Raw genomic sequence first — 18,872 nt, forward strand, 5'->3', positions numbered from 1 at the left:
GGCCATTGTGCCAGCCACCAATCGAGGAATTGCCCATGAACAGCCCCGAAATCATCCGCATTCCGATCCTGCCGCTGGGCATGGTCAACGCCTTTCTGATCAGGAACGGGCAGGACTGCATCCTGGTCGATGCCGGGATTCCCGGCTCCGAGCGCAAGATTGCGCGCGTACTGGCGCGCCATGGTCTGACCTTTGGCGATATCCGCCTGATCATCGTCACCCATGCCCACACCGACCATGCGGGCAGCGCGGCGCGCCTGCGCCAATTGTCCGGCGCGCCGATCCTGGCGCACAAGGACGATGCCGATTTCTACAGCCGCAAGACGCCGATGACGTATTGCCCCACCGGTCCGTTCGGCCGGTTTTTCCTGAAAACGCCGCTGCCGCATGAGCCCTATGAGGGGTTTGTGCCCGATATGCTGATGTCCGATGGTGATCAGGTGCGCCTGGACGATTTCGGGGTTGAGGGCGTGGTGCGCCACACCGCCGGGCACACCCCAGGCTCGATCGCGGTCGAACTCGCCTCGCGCGAGGTGGTGGTCGGCGATCTGGTTGCTTCGGGCATCCTGATCGGCGGCATCGCCTTCACCGGGCGGGCGACCCGGCCTCCGTTCGAGGATGATCCGCACACTGTCGCACGCGAACTGACGCGGATGGTCACCGGCGGCGCGCAGCGTTTCCACATGGGCCATGGCGGGCCGCTGGGTGCCGGAGAAGTCCTGCGCCATGCGCAAGTGCTTGCCGCCCTGCCACACCAGGGTTGCGCGCACGGATAATGGTTTGCGCGGGTCAGACCGTGCGTCGCTCGACCAGCGGGCAGGCCAGGCGTTCGATGGTCGGCTGATCGTCGGTCCCGGCCAAGATCGCAAACAGCTTGTCCGCCGCGCGCATGCCGATCTCGTAATAGGGCAACGCCATAGTCGTCAGCGGGGGAACCACTTGTTCGGAAATGATGCGAAAATCGTCAAAGCCGATCACCGCGATATCGTCGGGCACGTGCAGATTGAGACTGGCGGCGGCAAACAGGCACTGCATGGCGATTTCATCGTTGCCGGTCAGCAACGCGGTCGGGCGGTCTTCGGCGGGGCGCGCCAGAAGGTCCCTGGCCGCGTCGTAGGCGCACATCACTTCCTCGCCGACCGCCCCGACGATACCCGGCCTGATCCAGTCGGGCCGGATCGGCAACCCGGCCTGGCCCATCGCGTCGACAAATGCCGCACCGCGTAATTCCGCCGCCAGGATCAGCGGGTTGAGCGTGACATAGGCGATGCGGGTGTGGCCCTGCGCGATCAGATGGCAGGTGGCGGCGTGGCTGCCCTGATAATCGTCGGGCAGGATCGCGGGCACATCGTCGCGCCCGGCGGCAAAGCAGTTGAGCAGGACCGTCGGCATGTTGTGCGTGGCCGGGTCGAATGTGATGGCATGGTGATACATCGTCGCGAACAGCACGCCGTCGATGCGGTGTTCCTGAAACGTGCGCCAGATGCGCGCCTCTTCGCCCGCTGCGCCCGACGTGTTGGCGATCAGCAGGCTGAGATTGGCGCGCGATACGCGGTCCTGCACCCCCCTGATGATGTCGACCGAATTCGGCGTGGTGGCGACCACGTCGGTGATCAGGCCGATCACGCCCGACCGGTTGGTGCGCACCATGCGCGCGGCCAGGTTGGGGATATAGTTCAACCGGGCGATCGCCTCTTCGACGCGGGCCCTGGTCTTGGCGCTGATATTGGGTTCGCCGTTGACGACCCGCGACACTGTGCGGTCGGAAACCCCGGCCAGTGCGGCCACATCCTTGATCGTCTGCAATCCCGGGCTCCGCCTGCAATGGGCCATACGCGCGCGGGGTTGGTTTAGCACCGGTTTCGGGGATGGCCAGATCGTTGTTGGCCGCGGCGGGCGCCTATTGCACCGCGATGGCGCGGGCCTGGAATGATGTCAGCCTGGCCGGGCCGCCATGGGCAAACACCTGCAGGCGCGTATAGGGCGCGCGCGGGAACAGCGCGGTGGTCATCGCGGTGGTGCCATGGTCCAGGAACGCCTCGACGCTGGTGGTGTCGATATAGAACGACATGCGGACCACCCGGTTGCCGCTCGCGCGCGGGGCCCGGTCGATCGAGGCGAAACCGGGCGCGAAATCGACCGCGCCGGAATGCGTGCGATCACTGACAAAGGCGTTCGTCCGGGCGTCGTAGCTGAAGGTGTAACGATCGCCGAGGCTGTTCGACAGTTCGATCCCCACGCTGGTGCGATGCCGGGGCAGGGCAAAGCTCAGCTCGATATGCGCGCGTGACACGCTCTCACCGGGCACGGCCACGGTGCTGGCACCCGCCAGATTGCGCGCGGGCAGGGTGACCAGGGGGCGTTCGAGCGCACGGATTTCGCGCACCGGCCGCTGGCGCAGCGCCATGCTGCCATCGCCAAGCCGGTACAGCGACAGCTCGCGCGGCAGGGTCATCGCGCTGCGCCAGGTGCTGGTCGGGGTTTTCTGGCCATAGTCCCAGTTGTTCATCCAGCCGATCATGATCGTTCGCGGGTCGGTGCGGGGCAAGTCGGACCAGGCCACGCCGGCATAGTTGTCGCGCCCCCAGTCGATCCAGCGCGGCCCATGCGCGGCGATCGAGCGGACAAAGGCCGGGTCTGGCGTAAATGTCGTGCCATTGAAATCGCCGACAAAATACTGCGTTGCCGATCCGCCGTTGGGCCCGCCGGGGTTGACGCTCTGGATCAGCACCCATCGGGTCCGGGTGCTGCCCTCGACCGCAATCGGCAGCAGGTCGGGGCATTCCCACACCCCGCCATGCGCGCCAAGCCCGCCGCCAAACCGGCTGAGCCGGTGCCACCGGGCCAGGTTGGACGAACCGAACAGTTCGGCATGGTCGCCCACTGCCAGCGCCATCACCCATGACTTTGTCGGCGCATGCCAGAACACCTTGGGATCGCGGAAATCGACCTGCCCGGCATCGGCGCGCAGCACCGGATTGGTGGCATATTTGCGCCAGGTTTCGCCCGCGTCCAGGCTATAGGCCAGCCCCTGGCTCTGCGAGGGTTGCCCGGCCTTGCGCGCGGCCGGGTTGTCATAGGTGAACAGCGCCAGCAGCGGCGGGGCGCCATCGTGCGACAGTCCGCTGGTGTTGTGCCAGTCGACCGCTGCGCTGCCGCTGAAGATCATCCCGTTGGCATCGGGCGCCAGCGCGATCGGGCGATCCTGCCAATGCACCAGATCGCGGCTGACCGCATGGCCCCAATGCATCGGCCCCCATACCGTCGCATCGGGATTGTACTGGTAGAACAAGTGATAGAGCCCGCGATAATAGACCAGCCCGTTGGGATCGTTCATCCAGTGCGCGGGCGGGGTGAAGTGATAGGCGGGTCGCAGCGGCTCGTTTGGCTGACGCGTCGGGATGGCGGGTGCGGCAACGGGGGCCTGCGCCGATGCCGGCACGGCAAGCGCGGCGAGCGGCAACACCAACAGGCGATGAAGACGGGACATCGGGAGGGAGCTTTCGATGGGGGAGGCGGCGCGGAATCTAGCGGCTGATCGACAGTTCCATGTCTTCAAGCGCGATGCCTTTGGTCTCGGGAAAGAATTTCAGCACCACCACGAACTGGATCGCCATCGCCACGGCAAACACCACGAACGGCAGCCCTTTCGAATAGGCTGCGATGATCGGAAACGCGGTGGCGATCAGCGCATCCATCAGCCAGTGGGTCGAGCAGCCCAGGCCCTGGCCGCGCGCGCGCACTTCGGTGGGGAACACTTCGGCGATATAGACCCAGATGATCGCCCCTTGCGAAAAGGCAAAGGCGGCGATGAACCCGATCAGCATCGGCAGCAGCAGCGCCTGATGCGTTCCGGTCAATTCGATGAACGCCACCCCGGTCAGGCTGGCGACCAGTCCGACCGAACCGATCAGCAGCAGGGTCTTGCGGCCGACGCGGTCGATCACGCTGAGCGCCAGCACGGTGAACACCAGATTGGTCGCCCCGATGATCACCGATTGCAGATCGGACGACACTTTGCCGAACCCGGCGGCGGCAAAGATGTCGTTGAGATAATAGAGAATGGCATTGATGCCCGACATCTGGTTGAAAAACGCCACCAGCACCGCGAGCGTGATCGGACGGGCATGTCTGCGCCACGACAGGCGGATTTTTTCACCGGCTGCGGCGGTGTGCTGGCGGGCATAGCTGGCCAGTTCGCCCGCGATGTCGGCATTGCCGATCTGGCCCAGCACGGCGCGCGCCTCGTCGATCCGGCCCTTGACCGCCAACCAGCGCGGGCTGTTGGGAATGGCATAGAGCAGCGCCGCCAGCACGAGAGCAGGCAGCGCGGTGATGCCGAATTTCCAGCGCCATTCCTGCGGTCCCAGATCGAGCAGGCCGATCAGATAGTTGCTGAAATAGGCGACCAGAATGCCGACCACGATGTTGAGCTGAAACACGCCGACCAGCTTGCCGCGCGCCTTGGCCGGGGCGATTTCCGCCAGGTACGTGGGCGCCAGCACGGACGATGCACCGACTGCCAGCCCCGCCAGCACACGCGCCGCGACCAGCACGGCCAGATCGGGCGCGAAGAAACAGCCCAGCGCGGACACCACATACAGGATCGCGATCGCGCGCAGGCAATTGCGCGCGCCGAACGCATCGCCCGGCATACCGGCGGTGAACGCCCCCACCAGCGTACCCCACAGCGCGCTGGACACCGTCAGCCCCAGAATGGCGGGGCTGAGATCAAACGTCTGCGCCAGCCCGTGGGTGGTCCCGGCGATCACTGCGGTGTCGAAACCGAACAGCAGACCCGACAGGCCGCCGACAAAAATGCCCCGCTTCAGGCTGGAATTCATGGGGGTGTTCCCTGTCATGTGAGCCAGGATCGGGGGGCGTGCCGGTTGCCAAACCGGCCCGCCTCCCGGCCTGGATCAGAACTTGTACTGCAACGATGCGGTTATTGTGCGGCCAAGTCCCACAGCCGTCGACAACACGTTGCTGCCCGGCGTGTAGCCATTGTCCGCGCTGCGGAAACCGAGCGTGTTGAGCAAGTTGGTGGCATTGACCCCCAGTTCGAGATTCGAGGTGGGACGCACGGTGGCAAAGGCGTTGATGAAAGTCGTCGCCGTCAGCTTGACCGCGTTGATATAGCCCGGCGTGGTAGCGGTCGGTTCATAGACATTGTAGTTCCATGTCCCGTCCTGGCCGTCGACCGAAAAGCCGACGCGTGCCAGCCCGAAATCATAGCTGGGGCTGATCACGTATTGCAGCTTGGGCGATCGCGGCGACTGGTATCCGGCCAGGCTCAGCGGCGCGTCGCCGCCATCGGCGGCATAGATCGAATGGGTATACGTCGCGATCGCCTGGATGGTGAACCGCGCGATGTGATACCCGGCATCGAGTTCCAGGCCATAGCTGTGGAACACCGCATCGGTGAACGGGTTGGACCCCGCCGGTGCCGTCAGATTGAAGTTGTGTTCGTCAAGTTGCGCGCGGAACAAAGTGGCCGACACATCGTATTGGCCGCCGACCACCCGGCCATGGCTTTTCAGGCCGATTTCCTGCTGGGTGACATAGTTGATGGCATCGCCATTGCCTGACGCGTTGAGCGAGCCGTCGGCGTTGAAACGGCTGGCATTCACCGTCTGGCGATCGGCGTTGAACCGGCCACCCCGGCTGATGCGGGCATAGACGGTGGTGGTACTGGCCAGGCTGTAGAGCGCGCCGAACGACCATGACGAATAGCTCTTGGTATAGTTGACCAGATTGCCCGACGAACAAATCGAGGGATTGCAGGCCAGCGTCGGCGTGCTGCCGGGCGCGGCACCTGGCGCATAGGCCGCCGCCGAGGCGCCCGCCACCCCGCTGGACAAGACCGATGACAGTTGCGCGGTGCCGAGCGCATCGCTGACCGCATACGTCGGCCCTTGCACGACGCCATCGTTCCAGCCGTCGGCGCGCACCGTGTTCCAGCGGAAGCTGCCATCGAGGTCAAGCTTGCCGAAATTGAATCCCAGATCGAGATAGGGCGCATCGTCGGTGAAATTGAAGCTGTAGTTGTCGGCGCCAAGGCCCCAGTTGTTGTTGAACCCGGCCTGGCCATTGGCCGTCAACTGCGCGCCGCTGGCGGTGAACAGATCGAGCATCGCGCCGTTGGCCGCGGCATCCGAAAACGTCTGGTTGACGTGCCAGTCCATGGCGATGGTCTGGCGCATGTGGAACCAGCCTGCGAACGCGGTGATCTTGACGGCATCGAGGGCGAACTTGCCCTCGACGCGCAAGTCGTTGGCCAGGCTGCCGACATCGCGCATGTTGGTGTTGATGTTCGGATTGCCGTTGTAATAGGCACCGGTATAGGCCTGCCCCTGGTGCGGGCCGTCGGCATATTTGATCGACGCGACGGTCTGGCCATTGACGGTCGATCCGATCAGGCTCGACGTGGTCAACGCGTTGTAGAACTGCGTGTTGAACACCCCGCTGGCATCGGTGTAGCGGAACTTGTCGTCGATGGTGATGTTGCTGTCGATCTCGTAATGCAGTTCGCCGCCAAATGCGGTTTCCTTGGGATGGATGCCCTGCATCGTTGCGGTCGTCACCTGGCCCTGGTTGTTGAGCACCTGATACTGCTGGTTATAGATCGACTGGTTGGTCTGATTGCGCGCGTCAAAACCGGGAAACTGCGAAAAACTGTGCAGGACGGTGGTCGTCAGCCCGCTGGAAATGCTGCCGGTGGTGGTCACATTGGCCAGCACGGGATTTTCCGTATAGGTCGGCTCCTGATCATCCATCCGCTTGAATGAAAAGCGGATGAAGCCCTTGCCGTCGTCAAATTCCTTGGTGATGTTGCCTTTGATCTGATAGCCCTTGGACGCCAGATAGCCAAAGTGGCGCGGGTCGTAACCGTCCTTGACGAAGCCGCCGAAATTGAAGCGCAAGGTGTCGTTGAGATGCCCGCCATAGTCGAAATCAAGGCGGTTCTGGCTGAAATTGACGCCTTCTTCCAGCTTGACCAGCCCGCCGTCACGATCGCCGGTCTTGCTGATATAGTTGATGACCGCACTCGGGCCTTGCGAGGCGAACGTGGAATCGCGGCCGCCGACCTGCGATTCGACGCGCGCATTGGCCAGATCGTTGCGGATCCAGTAGTCGGCATTGCCGAACTGGATATCGCCGAACAGCACGATCGGCAGGCCGTCTTCCTGCAATTGCACATATTCGGCGCCGCCGACATAGGAGGGCACGCCGCGGGCGGCGATGTTGAGATTGCCGCCCGGGCTGTCGCTGACGCCCTGAACCAGCACGCCGGGGATCAACCGGTAGAGCGAGGCTTCGCCGCGCGGCGCATAGTCCTCGATCGCCTGGTTTGAAATGCTGGTCACCGCGACGGAACTCTTGAGCTGGGTCTTGTCGCCTTTGGATGCGGTGACGACGATCTGTTCCAGCCCGATACCTTCGGGCGGCGCCTGATCGGCCTGTGCCGGGGCGGTTTGGGCGGGCGCATCGGCATAGGCCGACGTCATGCCGACGCCCATCGTCATGATCGACGCGGTCAGCGCAAGCAGACTCGTCGAATGGCGGAATTGTATGGTCATTTCCCCTCCCATGTCGCCCTTTGGCGATTGCGCAGTGTACGAACGCGGGCCCTCGTCGGGGCGCTGCGGAGCCCTGAATATCGCCGTTGTCGACGTTGTCAATTTAAAATGTCGACGTTGACAATTTGGCGCCAGTCGATGACACGGGGGCAGGGCCAGGGCTGCAGGGGATCGGAATTGTGCGGAGGAGCGGCGCGCCGGGTGCGATCATCATGACGCGCGTCGCATCACTTTGGCGTTATATGGCGGCCATGCCGAGTCTCGTCCCGCAGCCAATCCGCATCGATTGTGTTCGTCGCGCGGTTGTCCTGTTCGGCCTGCTGCTCGGGTCATGCGGCCCGCCGCCGCCGCGCGGCGATCGCATCGATCTGGTGCTGTGGAAAAACCAGGTCGGGCTTGATGAGGCGGCGATCACCAACGTGCTGATCGACCGCTTCAACGCCGGGCAGCATCGCTGGCGCGTGATCGCACAATCGCTGCCGCAGGGTGGTTATGACCAGTCGATCGTGGCCGCCTCGCTGGCCGGGCGCATGCCGTGCATTGTGGCGGTCGATAGCCCGATGGTCGCCCGCTATGCCTGGGCCGGGCATCTGCGCCCGCTCGACGGCCAGGTTTCGGCCGCGCTGTTGCGCCGGGTCAGCCCGGCGGCGGTCGGTCGCTATGGCGGGCATGCCTATGCGGTCGGCCAGTTCGATGCGGCGCTGGCGCTCTATACCCGCGCGTCGATCCTGCGCCGCATGCACACCCGCGTGCCCACGCTCGACCGACCCTGGACCGGGGCGGAATTCCAGACTTTGCTCGAACGGTTGAAGGCCGAGGGCGCTTATCGCTATCCGCTCGATCTGGCGACGCGCGACGACAAAGTCAGTTGGTGGACATATGCCTTCAGCCCGATGCTGCAAAGTTTTGGCGGCGACCTGATCGACCGGCGCACCATGACCAGCGCCGAAGGCGTGCTGAACGGTGCCCCGGCGCAGGCGTTCGGTGCGTGGTTTCAGGCGCTGTTTGCCAAAGGGCTGGTGGCACGGGCCGAACCCGACGAAAATGCCTTTGTCAAAGCGCGCGCCGCGATTGCCTATAGCGGCGACTGGTGGGAACCGGATTTTCGCAAGGCCTGGGGCAGCGACCTGCTGGTGCTGCCACCGCCCGATTTCGGGCATGGCGTCGTGATCGGCGGCGGATCGTGGCAATGGGCGATCAGCAGAACCTGTCCGCACCCGGACGGGGCCGGGGCCTTCATCACGTTCATGCTGCAGGACAAGCAGATCGCGGCGATGAGCGATGCATCGGGCAATGTTCCCGTGACAGAGCATGCCGCCGCGCTGTCGCGCGATTTTGGTCCGCACGGGCAATCGCGCGTGTTTTTCGAACTGATGAGGCGGTTCGCGCGACAGCGCCCGGCCACGCCCGCCTTTCCCACCATTGCCAATGCCTTCACATTTGCCATGCGCGACGTGATGGATGGCAAGGATGTCCAAGATTCGCTCGACGATGCGACCGACGATATCGACCGCGCGCTGGCCGATACGGTCGGCGTCGACGATCGCGGGCGGGCGAGGGGGGCACGGTGATGGGCGTGCGACGCCACAGCCCGATCGCGCCCTGGCTGTTCGGCGCGCCGGCGCTGATCGGCCTGATGCTGTTTCTGGTGCTGCCGTTCGTGATGGCGGTGATCCTGACATTCACCGATCAGCGGCTGGTCTCGCCCCGGCCCGGCGCGTTTGTCGGCCTGCGCAATTATCAGCGGTTGCTGTCGGTCGGCGCGCTGGTACAGACCCCCGAACGCAGTGCGGCGGGCGCGCCGGTCTATGCGCGGGTGCGGTCGATCACGCGCGGCAATCGCGCCTATGCCGGGTATCGCCCGTTAACGGCGTTCCGGCTGGGCAATCGGCGTGTGACGGTGCTCGCCACCGATCCGGCGTTTCTGCAGGCGCTGGGCAACACGATGCTGTTTGCCGTGCTGGTGGTGCCGCTGCAATGCGCGATGGCGCTGGGGCTGGCGCTGCTGGTCAACGCCGGGCTGCGCGGGCAGACGCTGTTTCGCGCGATCTTCTTTTCGCCGGTGGTGATGTCGATGGTCATCGTCTCGGTGGTCTGGGCGTTCCTGTTCAACAAGGATCTGGGCCTGTTCAACCAGGCGCTTGGCTGGATCAGCCTGGGCGCGGTCAGGCCGGTCGACTGGCTGGGCAATCCGGCCACCGCGATGCCCGCGATCGTGATCATGTCGGCCTGGCAGGGTGCGGGGTTCCAGATGCTGATCCTGCTGGCCGGGCTGCAGGGCATATCGCAGGAGCTGTATGATGCGGCGCGGCTTGACGGGGCCAGTGCGTGGCAGCGGTTTGTGCATATCACGCTGCCTGGCCTGCGCCAGACCGTGCTGTTTGTCGCCGTGGTTACCACGATTGCCGCGCTCGGCCTGTTTACCCAGGTTGACGTGATGACCGGCGGCGGACCGCGCGGCACCACCGCAACCGTCATGTTCGAGGCGGTGCGCCACGGCGTGCGCGAGGAAAACATTGCCTATGGCGCGACGATATCGGTGGTCTATTTCGCGCTGATCACGCTGGTGATCGTGGTGCAGCAGGCGATCCGGCGCCGCCGTGGCGGGGGTGTAGCATGACGCCCGCGCAACGCCGGTCGATCCCGCTGCGGCTCGCGCTCCATGCGCTGATGGTGGTGTTGGCCGCGGTATTCCTGTTTCCGTTCCTGTTCATGCTGGCCTCGTCGTTAAAGACCAACGACGCGATCTTTGCCGATCTGGAAAGTGGCCGCGCGCTGCTGCCGGTCGGGGATCTGACCGGGGCAAACTATGTCGGGGCCTTTGCGCGCGGCCATATCGGGCATTATCTGGCAAATTCGGTGCTGATCACGGTGGTAACCGTGGCGCTGGGGCTGGTCGTCAACAGTCTGGCGGCGTTTGCGCTGGCGCGGCTGGAATGGCGCGGCAAACAGGCGGTGATCACGCTGCTGGTGATCCTGCTGGTGGTGCCGTTCGAAGCGATCAGCGTGCCGCTGATGCTGCTGGTGGCCAAACTGCCGGGGATCGCGTTCGGTGCCGATGGCGTGGTGCTGACCGGATCGTGGCTGGACACGATCTATGTCCAGATCATCCCGTTTGTCGCCAACACCTTTTCGATTTTCCTGTTCTATCAGGTGTTTCGCGACATCCCCAAGGATTTTGACGAAGCCGCCTATGTCGACGGGGCAACCCCCTGGCAGGTCTATCGCCACATCATCGTGCCCTCATCGGGGCCGGTGTTTGCAACCGTGACGATCCTCCAGGCGCTGGCCATGTGGAACCAGTATCTGTGGCCGCTGATCACCGTGCCGGGTGAGGCCGCGCGCCCGCTGATGGTGGGCATGGAACAGTTTTTCAGCGCGCGCAAAACCGCCTGGGGCGAAGTGATGGCCTATGCCGCGCTGATCACCGTGCCGGTGCTGATCGCGTTCGTGTTTTTCCAGCGCTGGTTTGTGCGCAGCGTCGTCGGCAGCGGCGTAAAGGGGTGATGATCGCATGCCCGCATCGCTGATCCTTCGCGATATCCGCAAAAGCTATGGCGCGACCGAAATCATCAGAGGCATCGACCTGACGGTTGCGCCGGGCGAATTTGTCGCGCTGGTCGGCCCGTCGGGTTGCGGCAAATCGACGCTGTTGCGGATGATTGCGGGGCTGGAAGAGATCACGTCGGGCGAACTGCGGTTCGACGACAGCGTCGTCAACGACTGGGACCCGGCGCGACGGCGAGTGGGCATGGTGTTCCAGTCCTATGCGCTCTATCCGCACATGACGGTCGAACAGAATGTCGGGTTCGGGCTCAAACTGGCCGGGACCCCGCCCGCAGAACTGGCGGCGCGGGTCGACCAGGCTTTGCACGTGCTGCAATTGACCGCCTTGCGCAAACACCGCCCCAGCCAGTTGTCGGGCGGCCAGCGCCAGCGCGTGGCGATCGGGCGGGCGATCGTGCGCAATCCCAATGTGTTCCTGTTCGACGAACCGCTGTCCAATCTCGACGCCGCCTTGCGCGGGCAGATGCGGCTGGAAATCGGCAAGCTGCACCAGCAACTCAAAAACACCGTGATCTACGTGACCCACGACCAGGTCGAGGCGATGACGCTGGCCGACCGGATCGTCGTGCTCGAAGGCGGGCTGGTGCGTCAGGTCGGCAGGCCGATGGATTTGTACGAGCACCCGGCCAATCGCTTTGTCGCCGGGTTCATCGGCACGCCGACGATGGGGTTTCTGGCCGGGCAGGTCACCGCGGCGGGATCGGGTGGGATGGCGGTTGCGCTCGATGGTGCGGTCGGGCGCGTGGTGACGGTGCCCGCGCGGGCGGCGTCGCCGGCCGTGGGCGCGGCGGTGACGCTGGGCGTGCGGCCTGAACATTGCACGGTGTGCCCGGTCGATCAGGCCGTGCTGCCGGGCACGGTGGTCATGCTGGAACGGCTGGGTGCCGACACCTTCGCCTTTCTCGATGTGCCGGGTGCGCCCGCCCCGATCGCGGTCAGGCTGGGCGGGGCGGATGCCGACGTTGCGCCGGGCCAGCGCGTCGGGCTGCGGTTCGACAGCGATCACGCTCATGTGTTCGCCGATGACGGCACTGCCCTGGCCAAAGCCGCCCCTTCAACCGACCGAGTAACCGCGCCCGCCATGATTCCAGCCTCTGCCAGTCCCGCCGTGCCGCCCCTCGGATCCGAGCCGTTCCGCCCGCAGTTCCATTTCACCGCGCGGCGCAACTGGATCAACGATCCCAACGGACTGGTCTGGTTCGATGGCGAATATCATCTGTTTTTCCAGCACAATCCCCATGGCACCGACTGGGGCCACATGAGCTGGGGCCACGCGATCAGCACAGACCTGCTGCACTGGCGTGAATTGGCAGTGGCCATTCCCGAAAGCGATCACATGATCTTTTCGGGCAGCGTGGTGGTCGATCGGGATAATGTGTCGGGGCTGGGCGATGGCCGCACGCCGCCCATGCTGGCGTTCTACACCGCCTACCATCCGGGCAGCGAAATCCAGGCGCAGCATCTGGCGGTCAGCCAGGATCGGGGCCGCACGTTCACCGCCTATGCGCTCAATCCCGTGATCGATCTTGGGGCAACCGACTTTCGCGATCCCAAAGTGTTCTGGCACGCGCCAAGCGGGGCGTGGATCATGGCGGCGGTGCTGGCGCGCCGCCAGGTGGTGCAGTTCTATCGCTCGGCCAATTTGCGCGACTGGGTGCTGGCAGGCGAATTCGGCGGCCACGGCGCGGTTGCCGGGCAATGGGAGTGCCCCGATCTGATCCAGGTCGGCGTCGATGGCGATGACCGGCAGGCGCACTGGGTGCTCAAGGTCGATGTTGATACCGGGCTGCTGGCGGGCGGATCGGGCGCGCAATACTTTGTTGGCGCCTTTGATGGCCATCGCTTTGTGCTCGATCCGCAGCGGGGCAATCCGGCTGGCGATCCGGTCGATTGCGGCCCCGATTTCTATGCCGCGGTGACCTGGGGCGACTTGCCGCCCGATCAGCCGGGGCCGGTGTGGATCGGCTGGCAGTCGAACCACCAGTCGGGCAAGGCCTATCCCACGATGCCCTGGCGCGGCGCGCTGTCGCTGCCGCGCCAGGTGTTCCTGTTCGAAGAGGCGGGGCGCTGGCGGCTGGGCCAGCGCCTGATCGGCGCGCTGGACGATTTGCGCCAGGCCGGAACGATGCTGCCCCCGGTCACGCTCGACGACGGTGACCAAACCGTTGTGCCGCTGCCCGGTGCCGGGTTCAGCCAGTCGGTGCGACTGATCGACCGGGGCGCAGGCCGGATCGCGCTGACGCTGCACGATCACGATCACGCGTTGCTGACCATGACGTTCGATCTGCCGGCCGGGACGATCGCGTTCGATCGCCACGCCTCGGCAGTGTGCCCGCAGGACAGCTTTGCGCGCCTGACCACCACCCAAATGCCTGCGTCGGGGGCCGTCGATCTGACCATCGTGTGCGATGCCGGTCTGGTCGAGATTGTCATTGCGGGCGGGCGCCGGATATGGACGGGCGTGGTCTTTCCGCCAGGGCCGCTGCACCTGGTGATGCGGGCCACGGCGGGCACTGCGCGGGTCGAGGCGATCGCCGGCTGGACACTGCGGCGGTCAATCGATTTTGTCACTTGAACCGATCGATTTTTTTTCGCGAAAGGCGCGCCCCGCACATCTTGAATACCATCACTGGCATTCTTATAGTTGCCACCGCAATGAATAATTGACAACGCCGGGAATGGCCCCGTGCGGTGGTGTGCACAGGAGAATGACCGATGACCGACGCAACCCAGGCCCGGATCGCCGATGCCATTGCGTCGCATGATGTCGTGCTGTTCATGAAGGGCACGCCGCTGTTTCCGCAGTGTGGCTTTTCCAGCCGTGCGGTCGCCATTCTCGACCAACTGGGTGTCGAATATGCCTCTGTCGACGTGCTGCGGGATCAGGCCATGCGCCAGGGCATCAAGGCCTATTCGGATTGGCCGACGGTGCCCCAGCTTTATGTCAGGGGCGAATTCATCGGCGGGTCGGATATCATGATGGAAATGTACCAGGCGGGCGAACTGGCCGACGTGGTGCATGGCATGTCTGCCGGGGACGCGGTCAAATGATCGCCCCGGCCCACAGCAACGGTGACGCGTCGCGGGCGCTGCCTGCGGTACGGTTGCGCCACGATGACCGGCGCCGGACCATGCGTACCCGGCGCAAAATGGTGGCACGCACGCGCGTCACGCTGCCGGCGATCGGCACGCCGCGCGCACCGGTGGCGGCGGCGCACCCGTCGCGAGGCCTCGCCCCCGCCGCGCTGCTGGCGCTTGGCGGTGGGGTTCTGGCCTGGCTGGGAGCGATTGCCTGGATCGGCGCCGATCTGGCCGATCCGCTGATCGCCACGGCAGTGGTTACTTATGTCAGCCTGCCGTTTGTGGTGTTCTTCAAGCCCGGCGGCGATCGCAGGCGCTATCGCCGCTGAACCTTGCGGGATCAGTGTGACGCAATCTCTTCGATCTTGCGAAAATTCTCTTCCCATTTGTCGAGGTTGCTGACCGCATCGCGGACAAAGGCCGACCGCCTGATCCCGCCCAGAAACGCCTTGGCAATCGCGCGGCCGGGTTGGCGCAAGGGCCGCTCGAACTGCACCAGCAGGACGATCCGCGTGCCATCGGTGTCGTTCCACACCTCGTGCGGATACGTATCGTCGAAAAACAGCGTTTCGCCTTCGCGCCAGCGCAGTTCGCGGTCATCGACCATCATCCGCAGCGGGCCTTCGGGCACCACCAGACCCAGGTGACAGGTGATCAGGCCCTTGGTCACGCCGACATGGCGGGGAATGTGTGTGCCGGGTTTGAGGATCGAGAAAAACCCGCTGTTGAGACCGGGCACATGCGCCAGCACAGACGCGGTGACCGGGCACTGGTCGAGGTTGCGCTGAATCCGTGCACCATAGCCGACGAGGAAAAAGCTCCGCCAACCCTGGTCGGCAGCGATGGTCTGGTGGTCGGGGGATATGGTGTTGAGCGCGGGCACTGCATCGGGGTTGCGCGCCACCACCAGCGCCTCTTGCCGGATCGCCTGCCAATGCGCGCGCAGCATTTCGGCCCAGCCAAACGCGGCGGAATCGAACACCGGATCGGTTCCAATCAGCGAGAACGGCGTCATCATCTGATCAAGGTGAGGGCGCAATTTGCTGCCGATGCGGATGGTCAGCGGGCGCCGGGTTCGCGCCGGGCGGTTCAGCACACTTTGGCCGGAGAGAGTTTGCTGCATTCGTCGGTCCTCCTCCAATCTGGTCGCGCAACGCTGTGCGGATGCACAGGCGCACGCGGCGGACGGACGGACTCTGCGGCATTGCTGCGGATCGATCTTGGAAGAATATGCTTCAAATTGCAGATCGGTATCACAATGCGTGGCCGACGACGCGTGCTGCTTTGCTACGCCTGTTTTAACGGAATTTCACAGCGATTGGAACAGGTTGTCGTATCGGCCCGGTCGCTGGCGCGACCGGGCCGATGGCCTATGCCGCAGACTGTGCGCCGCGTGCCTGGGTATGGCGGTTGACCGGGAAGGGCAGGCCAAGCTGTTCGCGGAACGTACCGCCCTCGTAGTCGTGGTGGAACAGGCCGCGCTCTTGCAGGATCGGGATCACGTGGTCGACAAACAGACGCAATTGTCCCGGCAGCGGCTCGAACAGCACAAAGCCGTCGGCGGCTTCGCTTGCGAACCATTCCTGCAACTTGTCGGCCACCTGCACCGGCGTTCCGACGAAATCGCCCCTGGGGCTGGCCAGCCGTTGCGCGACCTGGCGCAGCGTCAGGTTTTCCTCGCGCACCAGCTTGAGGATACGCTGCGTTCCGCTCTGCTGGCTGTTCCAGCCAATATGTTCGACATCGGGGAACGGCCCGTCGAGATCATAGCGGCGGAAATCGTGATCGTTGAACGTGCGGGCCAGGAAACCCAGTCCGGTCTCGATCGAGGTGAGCGCGAGCAGTTCCTGATAGCGCGCTTCGGCATCGGTTTCGTCCAGGCCGACAATCGGCGCAACGCCGGGCAGGATCAGCGGTTCGCGGCCTTCGCGGCCAAAGCCGCGTGCGCGGGCCTTCACGTCGCGATAATAGCTTTGCGCCTCGTCGATGTTGGCCGGTCCGCAGAAAATCGCCTCGGCGCGTTTGGCCGCGAAATTGCGCCCGTCGTCCGATGCCCCCGCCTGAAAGATCACCGGCTGGCCCTGGCGCGACCGCTTGATGTTGAGTGGGCCGCGCACCTGAAAGAATTCGCCCTTGTGGTTCAGCGCATGCAGCTTGTCGGGGTTGACGAACACCCCGGTGGATTTGTCGGCCACCAGCGCATCGTCCTCCCAACTGTCCCACAACCCTTGCACGACATCGAGGTATTCGGCGGCGATGCGATAGCGCACGTCGTGCGCCGGGTGCTCGGCGCGGCTGAAATTGGCGGACGTTTCGCCTAGCCACGATGTCACCACGTTCCATCCGGCCCGCCCGCCCGACAGATGGTCTAGCGACGAGAACTGCCGCGCGACATTGAACGGTTCGGAATAGCTGACCGTCAGCGTGCCGACGAGGCCGATTTTCGATGTGACCGCCGCCAGCCCCGACAGGATGGTCAGCGGTTCAAACCGGTTGAGGTAATGCGGGCTCGATTTGTCGTTGATCGACAGGCTGTCGGCAACGAACAGAAAGTGGAACTTGCCCTGTTCGGCAAGCTGCGCCTGCTGGGTGTAGAACGCGAAATTGGTACTGGCCGTCACGTCGCGGTCGGGATGCCGCCAGTCGTCCCAGGTGCGGCCGACCCCGTGCAGGATAAGGCCGAGTTTGATGGTGCGCGCCGAAGTCATGGCATGGTCTCCTAAGGGGGATTACCGTGCCAGTGTTCGGCCTGTTCGCGGGCCCGCGACACCGAGTTCTTATTATATGGCGATGAATTAATCTGGATGCGCGGGCAGCCATGGCAGCAATGCCGTGGCTGCCCGCGCAGCGTCAGAACGCCGCTTCGGCCAGCGCCATGGTCGAGGCCTTGCCGGCCTTGATCGCCAGGAACGCGGCGGTGGCCTGCGGCAACAGCCGATCGTAGAAGAACTGCGCGGTATGGATCTTGGCGGTGTAAAAGGCAGCGTCGTCGCTGCCTTCGGCCAGCCGCGCCTGCGCGACTTTGACCGCGCGGGCGAACACATAGGCCATCGCCACCAGCCCCATCAACCGCAGATAGTCGGTGGCGGCCGCGCCCGCTTCTTCGGGATCGCGCAAACCGCGCTCGGCGATCATCGCGGTCGCGCCCTGCAAGGCCTCGAACGCGCGCTTCAGCCCGGTGACAAACGGGGCAAGGCCTGCATCGGCGCCATTGTCCTCGATAAATCCGGCGATCGGGTGGAACAGGCCGCGCAATTTGCGGCCCATGTCGGCCGGCAGCTTGCGCCCGACCAGATCGAGCGCCTGGATGCCGTTGGTGCCTTCATAGAGCATCGCGATGCGCGCATCGCGCATGTACTGTTCGACCCCGCTTTCGCGGATGAAGCCGTGCCCGCCATAGACCTGCACCGCCAGGCTGGCGCTTTCCAGACCCAGATCGGTGAACAGCGCCTTGACCACCGGGGTCATCAGCGCGACGAAATCGGCGGCGCGGGCGCGGGCCTGCGGATTGGGGGCGTGCTTTTCGGCATCGAGCGCGCGCGACACCCATCCGGCAATGCCCCGGCACCCTTCGTTCCACGCGCGCATGGTCAGCAGCATGCGCCGCACATCGGGGTGCACGATGATCGGATCGGCGGCCAGTTCGGGATGTTTGGTGCCCGCCAGCGACCGGCCCTGGACTCGGTCTTTGGCATACCACACCGCCGCCTGATAGGCCGCCTCGCCGATCCCCAGCCCTTGGATACCGACGCCGACGCGTTCGGCGTTCATCATCGTGAACATCGCTTCGAGCCCGCGATGGGGTTCGCCGACCAGCCAGCCGGTGGCATCCTCGAACAGCATCTGGCACGTGACAGACGCCTTGATGCCCATCTTGTGCTCGATCGCGGTGCAATGCGCGCCATTGCGCACCGACCACTGGCCTTGCGCATCGGGCAGGAATTTGGGCACCAGAAACAGGCTGATGCCTTTGACGCCCTTGGGCGCATCGGGCAGGCGCGCCAGCACCAGATGGACGATGTTGTCGGTCAGATCCTGTTCGCCCGCCGAAATGAAGATCTTGGCGCCCGACACGCGATAGCTGCCGTCTTCGGCGGGGACCGCGCGGGTGCGCAGCAGGCCCAGATCGGTGCCGCAATGCGGCTCGGTCAGGCACATCGTGCCCGACCATTCGCCGCCGACCATCCGGGGCAGATAGGTCGCCTTCAGCGCGTCGGTAGCATAGCCGTCGATCGCCGCGATCGCCCCGTTGGTCAGGCCCGGATAGAGGCTGAATGACACATTGGCGGCGCAGACCATTTCATCGACCAGTTTGCCCAGCGCTTCGGGCAGGCCCTGTCCGCCCCATTGCGGGGGCAGCACCAGCGCATTCCAGCCACCGGCAACAAACTGGTCCCACGCCGCCTTGAACCCGGCGGGGGTGCGCACGGTGCCGTTTTCGAAATGGCAGCCTTCCTCATCGCCGCTGCGGTTGAGCGGGGCGATCACCGCATCGCACAGCCTGGCCGCCTCGGTCAGCACCGCCTCGGCCAGATCGGGGGTGACTTCGGCAAAGGCGGGCAGATCGCCAAAGCCATCGTCGGTGTGGAGTTCGTGAAGCACGAAGCGCATGTCGCGCAAAGGAGCGGAATAGACCTGCATGAT

General features: G+C 64.7%; 14 protein-coding genes. 7 read left to right on the forward strand and 7 right to left on the reverse strand.

What is annotated here, in order from left to right:
- The first annotated feature begins 35 nt into the window (after window positions 1-35).
- A complete protein-coding gene (locus AQZ49_RS16075) occupies window positions 36-776 on the forward strand; it encodes an MBL fold metallo-hydrolase (protein WP_067617846.1) in 741 nt (246 codons plus the stop codon).
- A 13-nt stretch (window positions 777-789) separates the two neighbouring features.
- Here the strand turns inward: AQZ49_RS16075 and AQZ49_RS16080 are convergent, their stop codons facing one another.
- The 4 genes from AQZ49_RS16080 to AQZ49_RS16095 form a co-directional block, all read right to left on the reverse strand.
- Window positions 790-1,806, reverse strand: coding sequence for a LacI family DNA-binding transcriptional regulator (locus tag AQZ49_RS16080; protein ID WP_067617849.1), 1,017 nt, complete (start codon window positions 1,804-1,806; stop codon window positions 790-792).
- Between the two features lie 94 nt (window positions 1,807-1,900).
- Window positions 1,901-3,490 (reverse strand): glycoside hydrolase family 32 protein, encoded by a 1,590-nt coding sequence (locus AQZ49_RS16085; RefSeq protein WP_067617852.1) that lies wholly within the window; start codon window positions 3,488-3,490, stop codon window positions 1,901-1,903.
- A gap of 37 nt (window positions 3,491-3,527) precedes the next feature.
- The gene (locus AQZ49_RS16090) at window positions 3,528-4,844 is read right to left on the reverse strand and encodes a sugar porter family MFS transporter (RefSeq protein WP_231739275.1); all 1,317 of its coding nucleotides are present in this window, start codon (window positions 4,842-4,844) and stop codon (window positions 3,528-3,530) included.
- Between the two features lie 75 nt (window positions 4,845-4,919).
- The gene (locus AQZ49_RS16095; protein WP_067617858.1) at window positions 4,920-7,580 is read right to left on the reverse strand and encodes a TonB-dependent receptor; all 2,661 of its coding nucleotides are present in this window, start codon (window positions 7,578-7,580) and stop codon (window positions 4,920-4,922) included.
- Between the two features lie 251 nt (window positions 7,581-7,831).
- On the opposite strand from AQZ49_RS16095, the gene AQZ49_RS16100 reads away from it, so the two are divergent.
- From AQZ49_RS16100 to AQZ49_RS16125, 6 genes are all read left to right on the forward strand, one after another.
- Entirely contained in the window at window positions 7,832-9,151 is a 1,320-nt protein-coding gene (locus tag AQZ49_RS16100; RefSeq protein ID WP_197411087.1) for a sugar ABC transporter substrate-binding protein, read from the forward strand.
- Window positions 9,151-10,200: a carbohydrate ABC transporter permease gene (locus AQZ49_RS16105; RefSeq protein ID WP_067617864.1), complete on the forward strand. Its 1,050-nt coding sequence runs from the start codon at window positions 9,151-9,153 to the stop codon at window positions 10,198-10,200. The genes AQZ49_RS16100 and AQZ49_RS16105 overlap by 1 nt, the downstream gene beginning before the upstream one ends.
- Window positions 10,197-11,087, forward strand: coding sequence for a carbohydrate ABC transporter permease (locus AQZ49_RS16110; protein WP_067617867.1), 891 nt, complete (start codon window positions 10,197-10,199; stop codon window positions 11,085-11,087). The genes AQZ49_RS16105 and AQZ49_RS16110 overlap by 4 nt, the downstream gene beginning before the upstream one ends.
- Window positions 11,088-11,094: 7 nt before the next feature.
- Entirely contained in the window at window positions 11,095-13,722 is a 2,628-nt protein-coding gene (ugpC, locus tag AQZ49_RS21920) for a sn-glycerol-3-phosphate ABC transporter ATP-binding protein UgpC (RefSeq protein ID WP_082701838.1), read from the forward strand.
- Window positions 13,723-13,862: 140 nt separating this feature from the next.
- Window positions 13,863-14,198 carry a Grx4 family monothiol glutaredoxin gene (gene grxD, locus AQZ49_RS16120; RefSeq protein ID WP_067617870.1) on the forward strand — a complete coding sequence of 112 codons (336 nt, stop codon included), beginning with the start codon at window positions 13,863-13,865 and terminating at the stop codon, window positions 14,196-14,198.
- On the forward strand, window positions 14,195-14,557 hold the full coding sequence (locus AQZ49_RS16125; RefSeq protein WP_067617873.1) for a hypothetical protein: 363 nt from the start codon (window positions 14,195-14,197) through the stop codon (window positions 14,555-14,557). Before grxD ends, AQZ49_RS16125 begins: the two co-directional genes overlap by 4 nt.
- A gap of 11 nt (window positions 14,558-14,568) precedes the next feature.
- Here AQZ49_RS16125 and AQZ49_RS16130 read toward each other — a convergent pair whose 3' ends face one another.
- From AQZ49_RS16130 to AQZ49_RS16140, 3 genes are all read right to left on the reverse strand, one after another.
- Window positions 14,569-15,351, reverse strand: coding sequence for an aspartyl/asparaginyl beta-hydroxylase domain-containing protein (locus AQZ49_RS16130; RefSeq protein WP_067617876.1), 783 nt, complete (start codon window positions 15,349-15,351; stop codon window positions 14,569-14,571).
- Window positions 15,352-15,598: 247 nt separating this feature from the next.
- Window positions 15,599-16,936 carry an LLM class flavin-dependent oxidoreductase gene (locus tag AQZ49_RS16135; protein WP_067617879.1) on the reverse strand — a complete coding sequence of 446 codons (1,338 nt, stop codon included), beginning with the start codon at window positions 16,934-16,936 and terminating at the stop codon, window positions 15,599-15,601.
- Window positions 16,937-17,078: 142 nt separating this feature from the next.
- Window positions 17,079-18,869 carry an acyl-CoA dehydrogenase C-terminal domain-containing protein gene (locus tag AQZ49_RS16140; RefSeq protein WP_067617882.1) on the reverse strand — a complete coding sequence of 597 codons (1,791 nt, stop codon included), beginning with the start codon at window positions 18,867-18,869 and terminating at the stop codon, window positions 17,079-17,081.
- Between the last annotated feature and the right edge of the window lie 3 nt (window positions 18,870-18,872).

This window comes from Novosphingobium sp. FSW06-99, from assembly GCF_001519065.1.
Lineage (GTDB): Bacteria > Pseudomonadota > Alphaproteobacteria > Sphingomonadales > Sphingomonadaceae > Novosphingobium.

Excerpts from the sequence above, each read along its gene's own strand:
- AQZ49_RS16085 (WP_067617852.1), bottom strand. The coding sequence starts at position 3,490 with ATGTCCCGTCTTCATCGCCTGTTGGTGTTGCCGCTCGCCGCGCTTGCC.
- AQZ49_RS16130 (WP_067617876.1), bottom strand. The coding sequence starts at position 15,351 with ATGCAGCAAACTCTCTCCGGCCAAAGTGTGCTGAACCGCCCGGCGCGA.
- grxD (WP_067617870.1), top strand. The coding sequence starts at position 13,863 with ATGACCGACGCAACCCAGGCCCGGATCGCCGATGCCATTGCGTCGCAT.
- AQZ49_RS16075 (WP_067617846.1), top strand. The coding sequence starts at position 36 with ATGAACAGCCCCGAAATCATCCGCATTCCGATCCTGCCGCTGGGCATG.
- AQZ49_RS16140 (WP_067617882.1), bottom strand. The coding sequence starts at position 18,869 with ATGCAGGTCTATTCCGCTCCTTTGCGCGACATGCGCTTCGTGCTTCAC.
- AQZ49_RS16125 (WP_067617873.1), top strand. The coding sequence starts at position 14,195 with ATGATCGCCCCGGCCCACAGCAACGGTGACGCGTCGCGGGCGCTGCCT.
- AQZ49_RS16135 (WP_067617879.1), bottom strand. The coding sequence starts at position 16,936 with ATGACTTCGGCGCGCACCATCAAACTCGGCCTTATCCTGCACGGGGTC.
- AQZ49_RS16090 (WP_231739275.1), bottom strand. The coding sequence starts at position 4,844 with ATGAATTCCAGCCTGAAGCGGGGCATTTTTGTCGGCGGCCTGTCGGGT.
- AQZ49_RS16105 (WP_067617864.1), top strand. The coding sequence starts at position 9,151 with ATGGGCGTGCGACGCCACAGCCCGATCGCGCCCTGGCTGTTCGGCGCG.
- ugpC (WP_082701838.1), top strand. The coding sequence starts at position 11,095 with ATGCCCGCATCGCTGATCCTTCGCGATATCCGCAAAAGCTATGGCGCG.
- AQZ49_RS16100 (WP_197411087.1), top strand. The coding sequence starts at position 7,832 with ATGCCGAGTCTCGTCCCGCAGCCAATCCGCATCGATTGTGTTCGTCGC.
- AQZ49_RS16095 (WP_067617858.1), bottom strand. The coding sequence starts at position 7,580 with ATGACCATACAATTCCGCCATTCGACGAGTCTGCTTGCGCTGACCGCG.
- AQZ49_RS16110 (WP_067617867.1), top strand. The coding sequence starts at position 10,197 with ATGACGCCCGCGCAACGCCGGTCGATCCCGCTGCGGCTCGCGCTCCAT.